Consider the following 14,998-nt stretch of genomic DNA (forward strand, 5'->3'; position numbering starts at 1 on the left):
TTTTTACTTTTCACAGCTTTAACGGTTCTGACCAATTTCAATATTATAGGGATTAAAGCGTAAATTCCTATATATTGCCTGCTGATTCAATACGTTCCCGAACCTCTGCTGGAACATTCTTTTCATAGAGAGCCTTAAGCAAAGCCTCCATATCTTCATTTATTTCCGCGTTATTTCGATACTGCCGCAGAGCTTCCAATTTCTCTAGTTCGTAGTATATTTGGATTAGAGTTATTTTCATAATTAACCTCCATTTAAGTAAGCCAAGTTGGTGCATTCATCATAAACATCTTAAGCAACTGACTATGAATTTGAGCCAAGTTGGTGCAACCTTTTTTCTGGTTTAAACATCAGGATGCTATAAATCCTCAAATGCATTTATCAGACTGCCGGGAAGCTCCTCCAGCTGTGCTGCCACATCCTGCTCTTCTTGTGGGGGAGGAACTCTCAATGAGAGCTGATTTATTTCCTCTCGAACAGCATGCCGCACAATTTGTTCAATATGACTGTTTTGTTTAGCGGATAGAATACTGGACACCACAAATTCTGTTCGGTGACGGCTGGCCTGCTGCGTGAAAAGCCGCTCGGCTTCCTGGTGTCTGGGATCGTCCATATCAAAAGACAGATAGTATCGTTTTCGCATAGTCTTATCCCAGCAGGAGCTTGTACCCGTCCGCATTGGCAAACCGGTTCAGCATCGCAGCAATATTAATCTCATTTCCTCGCAGCCGGGATTCCAGCAGCTCCGCTCCGCCGCCTGCAAACACAGTAGGAAGCCTTAAATCCAAGCCTCGTTCCCGTAGAGCGTTCAGCAGTTCCTTGCAGTAGGCAGACACTTCATACTCCACTGTTTCTTCAATTTTCTTACGATCAGTGTGTTGAATTTTCCCTCGGATTGCGTCAGTGATTAAAGCATCCGAAAGCAGTATGCCACTTTTCTGCAGAGCGTCCTCAATGCGGCTGTAGAGGATGATCGTTCCCAAACGCAGACTAACACAGCTTGCACGCTCCAGCTTGAAATTATGGACTGTGAGAACATCCACCGTATAACCGCCGATGTCAACGAGGGTAATGCTTCTGTATTCCTGCAAACGAGGATAATACCGGCACAGTGCCGCATGTCCCTGGGCGAACACTTTACAGTCAGAAATACGACATCGGTATGCTGTACCTTCGAACTCAAAGGACACATTTTGTAGAAAATACCGCCGAAACGCATCTTTTTGTGTACCGTAGCTGTCGATGGGAAGCCCAACACCCAGCATAATATCTGTATCAGTTACACCAACACGTTTCATAGCTTCGGCAATAGCTGGCAGGGTGAGAATAAAAGTGTCCTGCTCCATTGTCTTATCCTGCTGAAAACGCAGACGTCGCTCTCCGATGGCGTAATAGCTGCCTTCATAGAACAGCTGGAGCTCCGGTGTTAAAAACTCCCGGTCACTTACAGTAAAACCGGAAGCATAAAGCATCCCTTCTGAGGATTTTGTATTGTAGTTTCCATTGTCTATTCCAAGCTTTATCATGGCAGGAACCTCCTTTTTCTTTTTCTACGGTTACAGTTACATCCCCATTGTCATACCCGGCGTTTCCCCCTGAGAGTCCTCTGATGGTGTTTCGGATGGCACGTGTTCTGTCTGTGTCTCTGCAGCTGCCTGCTCCCTCTGGCGGCGATTCTGACGGACAGGTCGTTCTGGTCGTTCTCTTGCAGGGGATGTATCCTGGCCTTCCTGCGGCGCAGGCATCTGCTCCATGTGGCTCTCCACATATTCCCGCACTTGCGCAGGAACTGCTTTTTCATAGGTTTTGTCCAGATAATCCTTCAGCTCCTGTTCAATGGTAAGCTCCTTTTTGTCCATGAAAAAACGGAGTGCTTCCAGTTTTTCCGACGGAAAAGATACCTTTAGTTCTGACATGCTCATTGCTTTTCCTCCTTTAATTTTTATTTCTATTTCCAGCAATCATGGTCTTCACTGTGCCGTATTTTTCGCATAAGGTCTTGCATACAGCACCTGTTTGTCTGCATCAAACAGGTCCCTATACACAACCCGACCTCTGGAAGATGAGGCGTCCACTACCTTGCTGTTGCCGGCATAGATGCCCACATGAGTAATATTGAGATAACGTCCGTTTACTTTGTGGCTCCAAAACACAAGATCACCTGGAGCAAGATCGGCTTTCGAAACGGTCAGACCATTGTTGACACAATATTTTCCCTGCTCGGCGGCGGTTCCAGGAAGATTAACCCTCAGCTGACGGTATATCCACTGTACGAGATAACTGCAGTCGGTATAACCTGCCTGACCGCGAAGCTCCTGTGAGTAGGGATCTCCCAGACGGGACAGCGCAAGCTGAAGAGCCTGGGAACCAGTTTCTCCGGCAGTCAGATCATAGGTGGGATTGACAAACTGTTCCGGCAGCCAATCCGACCACTGATCAAATCGGTCTCCTTCGCCTGCTGCGCTGGTTCCATACAAGGCCCGGTAATAAATTTCTGAGGCATTTTCCTGATTTTCGTAAGAAATCTTGCGTCCGAGTGTACTTTCTAAATTTTTACAAATTACTGGAAGGGAAGTAAGTGGCACCGCTGCGGTGTAGGTCTCCTCATGCTCCACTCCGTCCTCATCCGACCATGTACGAGTGCGTTCCTCATAGCGAACGAAGCAGTCGGTAAATAACTGATAATCAATCCCTCGCAAAGATTCAGCGCCGAAATACAGAGAATAAAAAATAGCCTTAACCTGTACAGAGTCAATGCTTCCATCCTCAATCATCAATGTTATTTCAGCAATAATCACCTCCAGCTCCGAAAAACTTTTACGCATGTCCTCAATATATTCTCGATAATCCTCCGGTACATGACCTGAAATAACTCCGTCATGAAAGGATAGCTGAACAGCGGCGTTGTTATGGTTCGCAGTTCCGGACAAAAGACTGGAAATCATGACAATAATGAGGATAAAAGGTGTTAAAATCGCGGCAATAAGAACACCCACCGCCTTCCAGGTTCGTTTATCTGCAACTGCCATAATTGCTGCCTTTGCCACTAGGGTAATCGTTACTGGACCAGCCATGGTCGCACCTCCTTTTCGTAAAAATACACACGGATTATCCCCAAAAGGCAGTAAAACTTATTTTTCACCACCACTTCTGTCCGAACAGATTCCCCTGCTGCGGCTCATACTGTTCCTGATCCTGTGCTAACTGAATCGATTTTTCCACTGCCTGTTCCAGAAAGTCCGTATCAAAACCAGCCGAATGATAACCTTCCAGAATGGTATTAAGATAATAATCCGAAGGGGCCCCAAACGGACGCCCATCATTCATGATATACACCATGGCTTTTACTGATCTGCCGCCCAACTCTACAGGAAACAGCTCCTTTCGGTAAAAATTTGGATATCCTTCATACCGATCAAGAGCAAGCTCGTCCTGGGGTCGAATTTTCCACAAGAGAACCGGAACCCTTGCACCGATAGAAGGTTCCACAGTTGCAACAGCACTACTGCGACTCCCCCGGAACAGCATCTCATAATCTTTCATTTCACTAGTGCCTATTACCTCGGCAGTAGGGCACCGATAAGCCATTTGAGTAAGGTTCAAATTACTGCCATAGGCAATATAAAAGGTATCTTTTTTCATTTAGGAATTCCTCCTTCTACATGGACATAGTAAGACCGGGGCTTTGCTCGTCTTCCCCGGCCTGATCTATTTCGTATTCTGTTACTGGTTCCGGTCGCGCCGAAACACCCTGCTCCTCCTCTAAATGCCGTTCTTTTTTCTGCCGTAATCGTTCTTTCTGCTGCTGGGCCTGTGCCGGGTCACGCCAGGCAATACAGCCATCCAGATGTTCCAACAGATGCAGCCTTGCGGTTTTGAATTCATCTCCAATAAGACCAAGGCGCAGAAGCCAAGTACGGAATGTATATTTTTCGTTGGTGGTTTGTGTCTTGGTTCGGCTGGCACAGCGCTGATTAAGGGCCTGTGCCGAAATCGCCATACATAGCTGAATGTACGCTTTGATCTTGCCGGCATGGGTAGTGCTGTTGAATAAACGGAACTCCACCGTACCCTTCTGGAATACACTGTGCAGATTTAAACAGTGGTAGCGGCTGTCATGGTAATGCTCATGGCTGCCATCCGTGCCGTTATACCAGATGCTGCTGACCTGATCCAGCGTTTTGGGTCTTCTAGCGTTTAGTTCCTCCAGAAAGCGGCTTTCTACCGGCTTACACCATCGGTGCTGTCTGTCAACAGTCACCTGCAGAGCCTTATAGATCATATCCTCCTTGGCTGCCATAATATTGGTGATATTCCGCAGCGTGTTAGCGTCAAAAGATGATGCGTCTATATGCACATGAATGCCGCAGGAGCTGTTGGTAATTGCACCAACCTCCCGAAGCTTGCGGATTAGCTCCTGTACCGTTTCAATGTCCTCCCAGCGACAGATAGGGCTAACCATCTCGGTTCTGTATTCACTTGGCGCGGAAACGATTTGACGTCCGGATTTTTTCTGTGCAGTAATACTGGAATCACTCATAAACTTCCATTTACGCCCCTGAGAATCCAACGCAGAATAGGTATCATAACAAGTGCCGTCGTAATGGCTGGCAGTTCCAAAATATTCGGTGGCAACCTTTGCTGCCTGTTCACGAGTCACGCCGGTCATCTCAATTTCAATGCCAAACCGCTGCTCCTTCATGTCCATGAGTCATACTCCCTTCGCCGTTTATTCCGGACGGTCATCAGCGACCGCCTGCATTTCCGAACAACTTTGCCTTATGCTCCGGTGCATGAACCATCAGGTTATAGCGCTCATTTCCGCATTTATAGAGGCACACACCCTGCTGGGGATAACGGATAAGCTCAAATTCAGATCTCTCCAGCTGAAGGGTATCCATGTAGAATTTTGCATCAATGGAGCCTGCATTAAAAAGAAACTGGTGAGTCGGGATGGAAAACAGTGGTTTGGTCAGCTCTCGGATATGCTCTACATTAAAATCCTCCAAATTCTGCGAGGCAAGAATGACGGCGCTTTCCTTTTTACGCACACGTTTCATGAAGTTGCGGATATATTCAATTGCTGGCAGGTTCGTCAGAAACAGATACAGTTCATCAATGCTGGCAGCGGTGTTCCCAGTGGTTAAAAGCTCATTGCTCATATAGGACAACACGTTGAACAGTAAGGCGTTTCGCAGATTTTTACTGGCATTCAGCACACCCTTAACACCAAAGGTTATAAAATCATTGCTGGTGATGTTGGTATGGCCGTTGAAAAACTTAGACTCCGCTCCTTTGCACATGGAATGGAGTCCAAGACAAATTTCCCGCAGAGAATCTGCTGTATAAAGCTGACGGTGACTTTCATCGAAGTTCTTGTATTCCGTTTCGATGAAGTCGTACAAATCAGAAAGGAGGGGGTAATCCGTATGCTTTAAACGGTCAAAATTGCTTCGATCGGTGATACCCCATTTCTCATAAAGCCTCCCCAGCATGATTTCAATTGTGTCAATTTCTCTGTCAGTAAAGTCCTTATAGGTACGAAAAAAATCCTTTAAAAAGCTGATGTGCTGACTGAGCTTGCTGCTCTGCCGGAATGCCTGGGGTGCCTCTGTATCTTTTGGGTCGCCGGTTTCATCCCAGCTTTTTGGCTCCAATACATTGATAATGAATTCGCCAGACATGAGGTCAATGAAGCAGCCACCGAGATTGAGGGTCAGATCCTCGTACTCCATTTCGGGATCTAGTCCAATAATGTGCATGCCGGATTCCCTCAGGTTACACAGAATGAGTTTAAGAAGGTAGCTTTTGCCTTGTCCTGAATTTCCAAGAATGAGGATATTAGCATTGGTTTTGTCATCAGCACGGCGGTTAAAATCCGCCAGTATGTTACTGCCGAATTTATCCCGACCAAGATAGAAGCCGTTGGGATCGGTCTTGCCGGAATAATTAAATGGATACAGGTTTGCGACCGAGCTGGCAGGAAGCACCCGTTCAAACTGATCTCCGAACACGTTATAGCCGGAGGGCATGGCACACTGGAATCCCTGCTGTTGGCGCAGCATCAGGCGGTCCACGTTGAGCTTGCTCCGTATGAGTTCGGTTAAAACCTCCGTCTGTAAGAGCTTCAGCTGGTCATAGTCATTGGAAGTTAGTTCTATATACACAGCGACATGAAGCAGTGGTTCCCGGCTCCGATGCATCTGTGCTACGATAGTGGCAACGTCCTGCAGATTACTTTCCGCTGTGACCGTCTGCTGTAAATCCTGCGTACTGGTACTTTGCATACGATTTTTGTTTGCAGCATTTGAGATGATTTTCTTTTCCTCTACCGGGGTAACATGACGGGTATAGAGGTGCAGCGTCACGCCGTCCTTTTCACCAAGATGACGGAGTATAGCCTGTTCATCAGTGGCAGTTGGGTATTCACGAAGTGCCCACACACAGCGGTAAGTGTTGCCGCAAATAAAATGTTCCGTATTAAATTTGACCACCGTGGGCGCGATCATATCAAGAAACTCCTGAATTCGAATATCCTTCTGCGATATACTCTCAGGATTGCTTTTTTTCGACATAAGCAAGCTCCTTTCGTTTGAACTAACTAAAAAAAACCGCCACTAAAAAGTGACGGCTTGCTGTTGAAGAATATTTAATTGTTAACTAGAAAGACCCCCATTATTACTGGAGGTCTTTCTAGTTAAAGTTGTTGTTGCTGTGTTTGTTCCTGTGAAATTGCCATTCCAAGATAGCGGTCAAGCTGCTCTACCTCTAGGGATGCAATCATATTGGAAAATGGTTTTATATCCCGTTCTACTGCATAAGCTTCCAGAACATTAAAATATTCCAGACGGTTTTCCTTTGCGATAGATATTGGCAAAAAGCCATGAGCCATCAGTTGATAGTTCATGATTAATCTAGAGGTTCTTCCATTTCCATCAGCAAACGGATGTATTCTCACAAATTCAGCATGTGTCCAGGCTGCAAGCTCAATTACATTTTCTATTGCTGTATCCTGCAAATCCATATAAAATGCTTTTACCTGACGATACATCTCGTTAGGGCTTGGTGGAGTATGAGAGGCACCAGAAATATAAACATCTACGTTCCGATATATTCCTCCAATCATAATATTTTCCATTAAATTAGCATGTAAGTCCTTAATAATATGCTCGTCCAAAGGCTTCTTTTCTGAAATACAGTCTTTTACATACTGATAGGCTTTATTATGATTGATGACCTCATAAATTTCTCGAAGTTTTTTTCCTCCTACGGACAGCCCTTCCTCCAATACCACCTTAGTTTCCAGAAGGGTAAGTGTGTTCCCTTCAATCGCTGTAGAATTATGCGTATATTGTAGTTCAAATTGCTGTGCGTAGCTTTTTACCGTTATTTCAGGGAGTGAATCTTTAATTTGTTCGTAGTCATCTCTCTTTTGAAGTAATACTTTATAATCCAAGCTATCCACTCCTTTCTTCTCTATTCCTAATATGATATTTTACCATGTTTTGGTTATTTATTCAATGCAAGACTAAGATATTAATCACCAAGTATCACCCAACGCTCACCGTCATAATCCTCAAATTTTTCGGTTGTAACATTCTGTTCAAAATAGACTGCCAGTAATCGCTTAATATCTTCCTTGCCAGCTCGTTGTGCAATGAATCCCTGCTCCCGCAAAATTTTCTCTATGCGATTTAAATAAGGGAAAACCTCACTTTCCTTTTCGTTACAAAGCCGTATGATGACGAGGAATTCCCGCGCTGTTGCCATCTGCACCTGTATTCGGTCAAGATGAAGAAGATCCAACTCCAGCAGCTTCCGCACAGCCAGTTTGTCCTCTTGCTCCATACGGCTTCGCAAAAATCGCTTATTATCCTCGTAGCTCTCCCGGCTATTGAGACAAAGGAACTCTAACTCAGCAAAGCCTTTGAGAACAGTCATCAACGCATATATACGAGCTGATATACTTTCTTCTGATAAAACAGAAATATTCGTGGGCTTAATCATAAAATACACCAGCCGATCGCTCCTGTAGGTTTCAAGACAATAATCCATCACCTCTCTGGTTCCAATCAGTTGACGGGTAACCTGACCCTGTCTTGTACTTTTCTTTTCTTTACTCATTTTGGATACCCCCATTCGTAGGTCTGCTGTTTCGTTAAAAAGAAGGCGCAGGAATATTTAATAAAGTCTAGGATGCTGATATCATCAAAACGTATCGTTAAAAAGGCATAAAGGGCGGTAATCACAATAGGGGGCAAAAGCCACAGCTGCACCAATGCATACACAGATATTAAAAGCCCCACGCCGATGATGCCAATATCCCGCAGCTGCCACAGCCAGAGCGTGGCCTTTGATTTTAAGTTATCGGGATAGATGTACATGCGTATTCCTCCTGTTCCTTTCTAAATTTAGTAAATAGGCGATTCTCCGGAGCACATGCTCCACACAGGGAATCGCTACAGTCCTTCATATAGGCTGCCGAGAGTTAACGGCTTTATCAATATCGTATTCCGGTGGAAGGCGCTTCCTCCGGCATAAATTCCTTCTGCCCATAATTTTCTCTCCTGATACTCTCCTAACTGGTATACCCAGCCGTTCGGCCTCTTTAAGCTCATCATTTTGCCACCGCCTTCACAATAGTCTTTGTAATATTCATGGCAGCCTGCCCGGCATATACGGCACTCATAAAGTTGCCTTTCGTACTGGTATCCAGCCCAAAGGCTCCGGCGATCCGGGGAATTTCTCCTGCTGCCAGCATCAGACCTAACCCCAGCAGAGCATTATCCTTAATCACCATCAGACCGGCAATGAGGATGGTGGCCTGCAGGAAAGCAGTCAGGCACAGACCTACAATCTGCTTGCACCAGCCAGTAAAGCCGTCGATGTATCCACGGGGAACTGAAAACATGTACAGACTCCCCACAGCAATCTGAATGAGCAAGATTCCTCCGCGCTTAAGATTTGCAAAAAATATATTAATTACGGCATAGCCCATCATAATCAGGATAAATAGCATCATGATGGGGCTGGTGATTATGCCCAGACCGCCGAATACGCCAACGCTGCCCGCACTTTCAAGGCTACCTGCTGCGGAAAGCTCGCTTATGATGTTGCCTGCAAGAGTGTTCACGCCGCTTCCAGAGCCCGTTATGCCCGCTGCCAGGCTGCTCTGCAGAGAAATGGACAGCTTGTAAAGCTCCACCGGAACCGTAGAAAACAGTCCTACCGCCATAAAGCCCTTTATAGCGTTAAGAGCAGTATCACGGATACTTCCTCTTCCGGACTGATATTCAATCGCACATTCAAACATGGAGACTACCAGCCCAGTACCATAGAGCGTCCAAGACAGATAAACAAAAAACAGCACAATTGACTTAACCCAACTCATCTCGAACAGCTCCGCCCCCATACCACCCATGGCAGAAAAGAAATTTCCGAGAAATCCGATAATTTGACCATAAATCCAATCAAGAATCTGACCCAGCACCGTATCGGCTACAAAGTCCCATATGAACATGACATCACCTCCAAAAAAAGAGCCCTTTCAGGCCCCTATCAATTCAACCACGCACAACATATGGGGTTGAAAAAAGGCTCCCGCAAAAATATGCGAAAGCCTTGCTATTTACTGTTATTCAAAGATCAAAGCCTCGAAAGCATCTCTATCCTGATGTAACTTCATATTCCACGTCCATAAACAAATCAACTAGCAGTATTAAAACTTTAGGGGAATAGAATCTGCGCGCAGTAAAAATAAGTGTAAGGGTATCTAGCTGCTTTTTTTTTGCATACTGGCGCAGTAGCTGTTTCGGGTTTTCTGCATCAATATGGGCATTGGGCAGTTCACTTACCAAATCGATGAACTGTAGAAGTTTCCAGTTCTCATCCGTTACTGGTACAGCAGGCTTACATGTCACGATGTGGCAGCCTTCTGGCAGTTTTGCTCCATACCGGTTTGTAGTGATTTCAATATCGCGCGGCAACAAAGTTGATAGGCCCAGCCTGTTTAGCAAAGATGCTCCGCTTTCATATCCAATTCTTTAAATAAAAAAAGCCCTCCGAGCGATTCGGAAAAGCATTGACTTGACATTTTATCTCTTCTGAGTTTACATGGTATTGGCGGGGTTTCCCCGACAATAAAAAACGTCATGGCAGGCTGATGTGTAGCGAGCACATCAACCCTGCGCTAAGGTGAATCGAGCACCCAGCACAACCGCAAAGCGGCACCACGACAAGATTATTATACTGCATCTGTCGGTGCGGCACAAGATGAAAAAACAAGCGTGTGCATGGGAAATGGGGTGTACTTACCCCCGCCTTTGCATGCGCTTTTATAATACGGGAAATTCCCGACCACATTATGAAAGGTCGGGATACTATGAATATTTTTGAACACAAATCCAGTTTTCTGGGGAGGCAGGAGGTTGAATACTCTGGAGACTCCCTCTTGTCACTGCTAAGGCTTGCCAAGCAGATCCGGCAGAGGCTTGGAACACAGGACTATTTGCTGGACTGCTACCTCTCCCTCTTTTTCGAGGGAGTCAGCACAATACTTACTTATGAAGCCGCTAGTGATGGCTTTATGGGGTGCGGTGAATTCCAGAGCCTATGCCTTCATGTACTGGACGGCACTGAGCCAGATAGTCCACACCCTCTTTACCATCAGATATTGGAAACTTATGAAGCGCAGAGAAAAAGATTATCCTTTCAGGAAAATAACACGCAATTGTATATGCTCCTGGTTTTCCTTGAAGACGAGCTGCAGGCTTATGCGACTGAATGTTTCGTAAAAGAACAAGTAAAAATCATTGATGATGTTATTGATTTCTTCCGACAGAAGGAGTTTTATAACCAAATTTCTCAGATTGTAGGCGAGCCATTTATGGAAGAACTCAACTTAAGGCTGAAAAAGCGGTTTCTGCTTGCTCCAATTGCGGTAGTGTTTGCTCAAGGCTTTACTGATGAATTAATTGACAGGCTTAGGTGCCGTGATCCAGAAACTAGCAAACAAATATTTCAGCTTATGATGGATGTCCTGTAACAGTAATAAATAACTGGAGAAGTATAAGCACAGGGAGAATCGACTCTCTGTGCTTTTCTGCTAATTCATAATGAGTTGCTTGTATCCATTTCGTCTCTATGGTAAACTTTTCTTAGATTTTCTACTCAGTAAAATATTTTTGAAAAGGTAGTAATCGAAGTTTAAGCTTAAGAAGCGAATTTATATAACAAGAAGGTGGAAAAGATAAAGAAGTCAACTATTATAGCAAATTTTTGTAGTCCAATCAAAACCGTTTGGAACATTGTTACTGACAATACAGCGTATGCTTGGCGTAGTAATGTAGTAAGAATTGAAGTGTCAGATGATGGCAATAGCTTTACTGAATTTACAAATGAGGGATTTGAAACTCAGTTTACTATTACGATGAAAAATCCATATGAACGCTATGAATTTGATATGAAAAACAAAAATATGAACGGGCATTGGATTGGGCTTTTTTCAAAAGACGGATCTGGCACAAAGATTGAATTCACAGAAGAAGTTGAAGTCGCAAATCCCATTATGAATTTATTTGTAAAGTCATATCTTAAAAGGCAACAAGAAACTTATGTTATAGATTTGAGAAAATCATTGGGCGAATAAAATGAGCATTGCACGGGATTTTGAAAAATAGTCCAACCAAATAAAATCTTACTTATCACGAAGTTGAGCCATTGCATCAAAATGAAGATGCAACGGCTCCTGCTTTGCCTATATGCCTAAGATGCCCCAGAGTATCCTTGCATAAGGACAGTGGTTCGCAACTGTTTCTATGGTAAAATGATTAAAGTACTGTTAAAAAGGCATTTACAGTCAAGCGGTATATCCCCCAGCTATGGTATTCTTCAGAAGAAGGAGGTGCTTACACATGCACGCATGGGAACAAATACAACAAACCATAGAATTTATTGAAGAGCATTTGGATGAGGAAATCGATATGGAGAGTCTTGCAAAAACGGCTTCTTTGTCACCTTTTTACTATCAGCGGCTGTTTAGTCGACTGGTAAAAAAACCGGTTGCTGAGTATATAAAACTCCGTCGTATGGCAAAGGCAACTGAGGCAGTGCTCCAAAAGGACAAGCGCATTTTGGATATTGCATCAGATCTTGGATTTTCCTCTCATGAACACTTCTCCCGCACCTTTAAAGGTACCTTTGGGATGACGCCGGATGAGTACCGTAAAAACCCGCAAACTCTCAACCGTATGACAAAACCCGAGCTTTTACTTCACTACACGCTGATTGATGAAGGGGTACCTCTGATCACTAATGGTATCGTACTGGAAGTAAACAGGCGGGAAATTGCGGAACCGGTCTATTTTACCGGTGTTAAAAAGGATATGCCAATTCAGTTTATAGACGGAATCGAATCAGGGGTTGACCCACTTGATACTCTTTGGCAAAACTTCCATGAGCAGAAACAAACACAACTTGGTCTTGCTGAGAATAATGAAGAAATTGGTGTGGCATATCCATGTTTAGAGGAGGGGTATTTTAGCTATTTTGCGGGTGCAAAGTCCATTCCTGAAGAAGTCCCAAACGGCTTTATGAACTGGGAACTACCACCAGGAAAATATATCGTTTGTTCCTTTGAAGCTGAGAACTTTGAGGCTCTCGTCATGGATGCTCTTTACAAAGCACAGCAATATGTCTACAACACATGGATGCCGAATCACAATCTGCAAACCCAGGCATTTTGTGCGGAGCGATATGCGAGCCATTCCCTTGAAACCACAAACATGGAAATATGGCTCAAACTGATATAATGGATTTACGCATATTGCACCGGGTAGTCATCATGAACTACCCGGTGCTTTTTTGCTACATGCCGAGAATAGTCCATATATAAAGCGGGCAGGTAAGCGTAAACACAAGACAGGAAAACAGAATTGCTGGTGACGCCCATTCAAACTGGCCATGTTTTCGATAATCAAAATACGTGGTTCCAAGTTTTGCAAAGAAAAACACCGCTAAAATTAAATCAATAGCTGGAAATACCACCTTGTTAACAACAGTCTTTATTTGGCTGGACGCATCATTCCATGTGCTCTCAACGGCTCCAGCAACATCACCGCTTCCAGCAGCGAGTGCAGTCATTCCAAACAGGAAAATCAACAAGAATACTATATTTAGGATTACAAGGATACGTTTTAGCTTCATTGAAATTGCACCTCTTTCTTTAATTTTAAAATAGACCACCAAGTTAGCAGTGCACTCTTTCCTTCTGCCAATCAGGGCATTACAGGAGCGATATGCCAATCGTCCCAAAGACTTCCATGAATATACACCGAGTCAGTTAGATTTATGGATAGCATACCATCAGGGGTCCAGCAGTCAAAAAGCCATGTATACGGGGTATATCTACCGTCTGGCATCCATATGGGAGTGAAATGCGTCCGCCGTTTATAAGTTGAAAATTTATTTTTCGGAAATTCAAATTTTGCATTATATCCAGACTGAGTCTGATCAAGCAGCCTCCAATAGTTCTGGTAATTAAATTCTGGTAAATAAGTCAAGGCCGTCTGTGCATTCGTCACAGCTGATGATTGATTGGTACTAACATGAGCAGTTGTAGCTTGATTGATTCCGTATCCACTTTTCAAATCTTTGTCTGAAGCAGTTGGGTCTTTTTCATCCGGAGTGATTCTCATAGAGGCCGAAAGACTTGCACTATATGAATTCCAGTCAAATTCCCACCATCCCTCATCTTCCCAATACCCATCATCATCGTCATCTCCGTCATGCCACACCCAATTCTCCTGCCACCATGGGTGCCAGACTCCCCATGACGCCGAGGTCTTCTGGGTATTATTTGGTATAGATGAGGCGGTGTATGAGTCGTTACGATCATCTGCCAGTGGATTAGGAGGCTCGTTTCCTAATAGGTCTACAATCTTTGCAGTAATTGTCCCCTTATTTACCACACCTCCTCCTGTCGCAGATACACGTATAATCATGGCCTGCGGAGTAGAAGGTGTCGTCCACCTTACCCAAACCAACTGACTATCTCCCTCCGGATAATACACACCATTTACTGTATAAGTCTGACTCCCAATAGTAAATTTTACTTTTACAGGATTATCCGGATCGGCCTGCCCACCGCTAACAGTTACTGAGGTAATAACCTCTGTGTTGATTCTATATTCGTAATCATAGTACTCAGCTTCTGGCGGTATATCTGTCTTTTTAAATCGAACAATCCCAAGGCCCAAGGCTGTTTTTATTTCCTGATTAGTTCGAATACCTGTTTTTGGTCCACTCCATGCTGGATACCCCAAATCTTCCGCCTCCAAAAACATGGAAAGAGGTAAGTTTTGAAAAGCAGACGTTGGAAGCACAGCACGTACCGCTCCTCCGGTTAATTCATCATACATGGCTGCTTCAGTTGCCGTCATTGCCATATATAATCCCTGAAATTTAACATATATAATTGGCTCTAGCAACAGCTTATACCTTCCTCCAATCAATACATCAAAATCCATTCCAGTTTGATTTGCGATACTTCGTATGACCTGTTCATCTGTGAAATAACCTTTTACTGCCTCAATGCTAGCTACTCCAAGGCTTTTCGAGCTGATAATTCTCGGAAGAGACTGACTTGGGTTCACGAACTGATATGCTTCTTTATCCAAAGCAAGGATAGCTCCTTCCGAATAAGAAATCTTGCAAACCTTTCCAAATGAACATGAAATATTGCTTAATCTCTTATTTGTAAGATCAATGGGTGTCGTGACCGGTTTTCTACTCTCAGCTTCCACCACAGTTACCCGAACCCCCTCCATTCCCGGAGTCCAACTGTTTTGTGAGGTTCCCTGTCCCATGCTTCCTCCACCATTGTCAATGTTTCCATCGCCGATTGCATAGGTTGTTACTGGAAATAAGGTCACAATAAGAATCATAAGAATCAGATAAAAAATACCTCTCATACTGCTCCCTTCCACAAAAAAAGCACCAC

General features: G+C 44.2%; 19 protein-coding genes. 3 read left to right on the top strand and 16 right to left on the bottom strand.

Annotated features, from left to right (window positions below):
• Positions 1-67: 67 nt before the first annotated feature.
• From BET01_RS21715 to BET01_RS08930, 14 genes are all read right to left on the bottom strand, one after another.
• Positions 68-241 (bottom strand): DUF6103 family protein, encoded by a 174-nt coding sequence (locus BET01_RS21715; RefSeq protein ID WP_166428723.1) that lies wholly within the window; start codon positions 239-241, stop codon positions 68-70.
• Between the two features lie 117 nt (positions 242-358).
• Entirely contained in the window at positions 359-643 is a 285-nt protein-coding gene (locus BET01_RS08875; RefSeq protein WP_243117166.1) for a plasmid segregation centromere-binding protein ParR, read from the bottom strand.
• Positions 644-647: 4 nt separating this feature from the next.
• On the bottom strand, positions 648-1,526 hold the full coding sequence (locus tag BET01_RS08880) for a ParM/StbA family protein (protein WP_120196451.1): 879 nt from the start codon (positions 1,524-1,526) through the stop codon (positions 648-650).
• A gap of 36 nt (positions 1,527-1,562) precedes the next feature.
• Positions 1,563-1,922 carry a DUF6103 family protein gene (locus BET01_RS08885; RefSeq protein WP_120196452.1) on the bottom strand — a complete coding sequence of 120 codons (360 nt, stop codon included), beginning with the start codon at positions 1,920-1,922 and terminating at the stop codon, positions 1,563-1,565.
• Between the two features lie 48 nt (positions 1,923-1,970).
• The gene (locus BET01_RS08890) at positions 1,971-3,074 is read right to left on the bottom strand and encodes a C40 family peptidase (RefSeq protein WP_120196453.1); all 1,104 of its coding nucleotides are present in this window, start codon (positions 3,072-3,074) and stop codon (positions 1,971-1,973) included.
• Between the two features lie 64 nt (positions 3,075-3,138).
• Entirely contained in the window at positions 3,139-3,642 is a 504-nt protein-coding gene (locus BET01_RS08895; protein WP_120196454.1) for a gamma-glutamylcyclotransferase family protein, read from the bottom strand.
• 16 nt (positions 3,643-3,658) lie between these two features.
• Entirely contained in the window at positions 3,659-4,708 is a 1,050-nt protein-coding gene (locus BET01_RS08900; RefSeq protein ID WP_120196455.1) for an amidoligase family protein, read from the bottom strand.
• A gap of 37 nt (positions 4,709-4,745) precedes the next feature.
• Positions 4,746-6,575 carry a VirB4 family type IV secretion system protein gene (locus BET01_RS08905; protein ID WP_120196456.1) on the bottom strand — a complete coding sequence of 610 codons (1,830 nt, stop codon included), beginning with the start codon at positions 6,573-6,575 and terminating at the stop codon, positions 4,746-4,748.
• A 122-nt stretch (positions 6,576-6,697) separates the two neighbouring features.
• On the bottom strand, positions 6,698-7,456 hold the full coding sequence (locus BET01_RS08910) for a Fic family protein (RefSeq protein WP_120196457.1): 759 nt from the start codon (positions 7,454-7,456) through the stop codon (positions 6,698-6,700).
• A gap of 80 nt (positions 7,457-7,536) precedes the next feature.
• Positions 7,537-8,124, bottom strand: a complete 588-nt coding sequence (locus tag BET01_RS08915) for a hypothetical protein (protein WP_120196458.1) — start codon at positions 8,122-8,124, stop codon at positions 7,537-7,539.
• Positions 8,121-8,384, bottom strand: coding sequence for a hypothetical protein (locus tag BET01_RS08920; RefSeq protein WP_120196459.1), 264 nt, complete (start codon positions 8,382-8,384; stop codon positions 8,121-8,123). Before BET01_RS08920 ends, BET01_RS08915 begins: the two co-directional genes overlap by 4 nt.
• 75 nt (positions 8,385-8,459) lie before the next feature.
• Positions 8,460-8,621 carry a hypothetical protein gene (locus BET01_RS21540; RefSeq protein ID WP_158585013.1) on the bottom strand — a complete coding sequence of 54 codons (162 nt, stop codon included), beginning with the start codon at positions 8,619-8,621 and terminating at the stop codon, positions 8,460-8,462.
• Positions 8,618-9,520 (bottom strand): conjugal transfer protein TrbL family protein, encoded by a 903-nt coding sequence (locus BET01_RS08925; RefSeq protein ID WP_120196460.1) that lies wholly within the window; start codon positions 9,518-9,520, stop codon positions 8,618-8,620. The genes BET01_RS21540 and BET01_RS08925 overlap by 4 nt, the downstream gene beginning before the upstream one ends.
• A 145-nt stretch (positions 9,521-9,665) precedes the next feature.
• Positions 9,666-10,016, bottom strand: a complete 351-nt coding sequence (locus BET01_RS08930) for a hypothetical protein (protein ID WP_243117167.1) — start codon at positions 10,014-10,016, stop codon at positions 9,666-9,668.
• A 365-nt stretch (positions 10,017-10,381) separates the two neighbouring features.
• On the opposite strand from BET01_RS08930, the gene BET01_RS21850 reads away from it, so the two are divergent.
• The 3 genes from BET01_RS21850 (at position 10,382) to BET01_RS08945 (ending at position 12,809) form a co-directional block, all read left to right on the top strand.
• Positions 10,382-11,044: a hypothetical protein gene (locus BET01_RS21850; RefSeq protein ID WP_207667591.1), complete on the top strand. Its 663-nt coding sequence runs from the start codon at positions 10,382-10,384 to the stop codon at positions 11,042-11,044.
• Positions 11,045-11,239: 195 nt separating this feature from the next.
• The gene (locus BET01_RS08940; protein ID WP_330512637.1) at positions 11,240-11,647 is read left to right on the top strand and encodes an SRPBCC family protein; all 408 of its coding nucleotides are present in this window, start codon (positions 11,240-11,242) and stop codon (positions 11,645-11,647) included.
• Positions 11,648-11,912: 265 nt separating this feature from the next.
• Positions 11,913-12,809 carry an AraC family transcriptional regulator gene (locus BET01_RS08945; RefSeq protein WP_120196461.1) on the top strand — a complete coding sequence of 299 codons (897 nt, stop codon included), beginning with the start codon at positions 11,913-11,915 and terminating at the stop codon, positions 12,807-12,809.
• A gap of 55 nt (positions 12,810-12,864) precedes the next feature.
• Here BET01_RS08945 and BET01_RS08950 read toward each other — a convergent pair whose 3' ends face one another.
• Both BET01_RS08950 and BET01_RS08955 read right to left on the bottom strand, forming a co-directional pair.
• Entirely contained in the window at positions 12,865-13,203 is a 339-nt protein-coding gene (locus BET01_RS08950) for a DUF3852 domain-containing protein (RefSeq protein ID WP_120196462.1), read from the bottom strand.
• A 71-nt stretch (positions 13,204-13,274) separates the two neighbouring features.
• Entirely contained in the window at positions 13,275-14,969 is a 1,695-nt protein-coding gene (locus tag BET01_RS08955; protein WP_120196500.1) for a hypothetical protein, read from the bottom strand.
• Positions 14,970-14,998 lie beyond the last annotated feature (29 nt).

This window comes from Lacrimispora algidixylanolytica, from assembly GCF_003609635.1.
Lineage (GTDB): Bacteria > Bacillota > Clostridia > Lachnospirales > Lachnospiraceae > Lacrimispora > Lacrimispora algidixylanolytica.

Coding starts and splice junctions, on each gene's coding strand:
- BET01_RS08905 (WP_120196456.1), bottom strand. CDS start 6,575: ATGTCGAAAAAAAGCAATCCTGAGAGTATATCGCAGAAGGATATTCGA.
- BET01_RS21540 (WP_158585013.1), bottom strand. CDS start 8,621: ATGATGAGCTTAAAGAGGCCGAACGGCTGGGTATACCAGTTAGGAGAG.
- BET01_RS21850 (WP_207667591.1), top strand. CDS start 10,382: ATGAATATTTTTGAACACAAATCCAGTTTTCTGGGGAGGCAGGAGGTT.
- BET01_RS08950 (WP_120196462.1), bottom strand. CDS start 13,203: ATGAAGCTAAAACGTATCCTTGTAATCCTAAATATAGTATTCTTGTTG.
- BET01_RS08920 (WP_120196459.1), bottom strand. CDS start 8,384: ATGTACATCTATCCCGATAACTTAAAATCAAAGGCCACGCTCTGGCTG.
- BET01_RS08925 (WP_120196460.1), bottom strand. CDS start 9,520: ATGTTCATATGGGACTTTGTAGCCGATACGGTGCTGGGTCAGATTCTT.
- BET01_RS08955 (WP_120196500.1), bottom strand. CDS start 14,969: ATGAGAGGTATTTTTTATCTGATTCTTATGATTCTTATTGTGACCTTA.
- BET01_RS08945 (WP_120196461.1), top strand. CDS start 11,913: ATGCACGCATGGGAACAAATACAACAAACCATAGAATTTATTGAAGAG.
- BET01_RS21715 (WP_166428723.1), bottom strand. CDS start 241: ATGAAAATAACTCTAATCCAAATATACTACGAACTAGAGAAATTGGAA.
- BET01_RS08885 (WP_120196452.1), bottom strand. CDS start 1,922: ATGAGCATGTCAGAACTAAAGGTATCTTTTCCGTCGGAAAAACTGGAA.
- BET01_RS08915 (WP_120196458.1), bottom strand. CDS start 8,124: ATGAGTAAAGAAAAGAAAAGTACAAGACAGGGTCAGGTTACCCGTCAA.
- BET01_RS08900 (WP_120196455.1), bottom strand. CDS start 4,708: ATGGACATGAAGGAGCAGCGGTTTGGCATTGAAATTGAGATGACCGGC.
- BET01_RS08875 (WP_243117166.1), bottom strand. CDS start 643: ATGCGAAAACGATACTATCTGTCTTTTGATATGGACGATCCCAGACAC.
- BET01_RS08890 (WP_120196453.1), bottom strand. CDS start 3,074: ATGGCTGGTCCAGTAACGATTACCCTAGTGGCAAAGGCAGCAATTATG.
- BET01_RS08880 (WP_120196451.1), bottom strand. CDS start 1,526: ATGATAAAGCTTGGAATAGACAATGGAAACTACAATACAAAATCCTCA.
- BET01_RS08895 (WP_120196454.1), bottom strand. CDS start 3,642: ATGAAAAAAGATACCTTTTATATTGCCTATGGCAGTAATTTGAACCTT.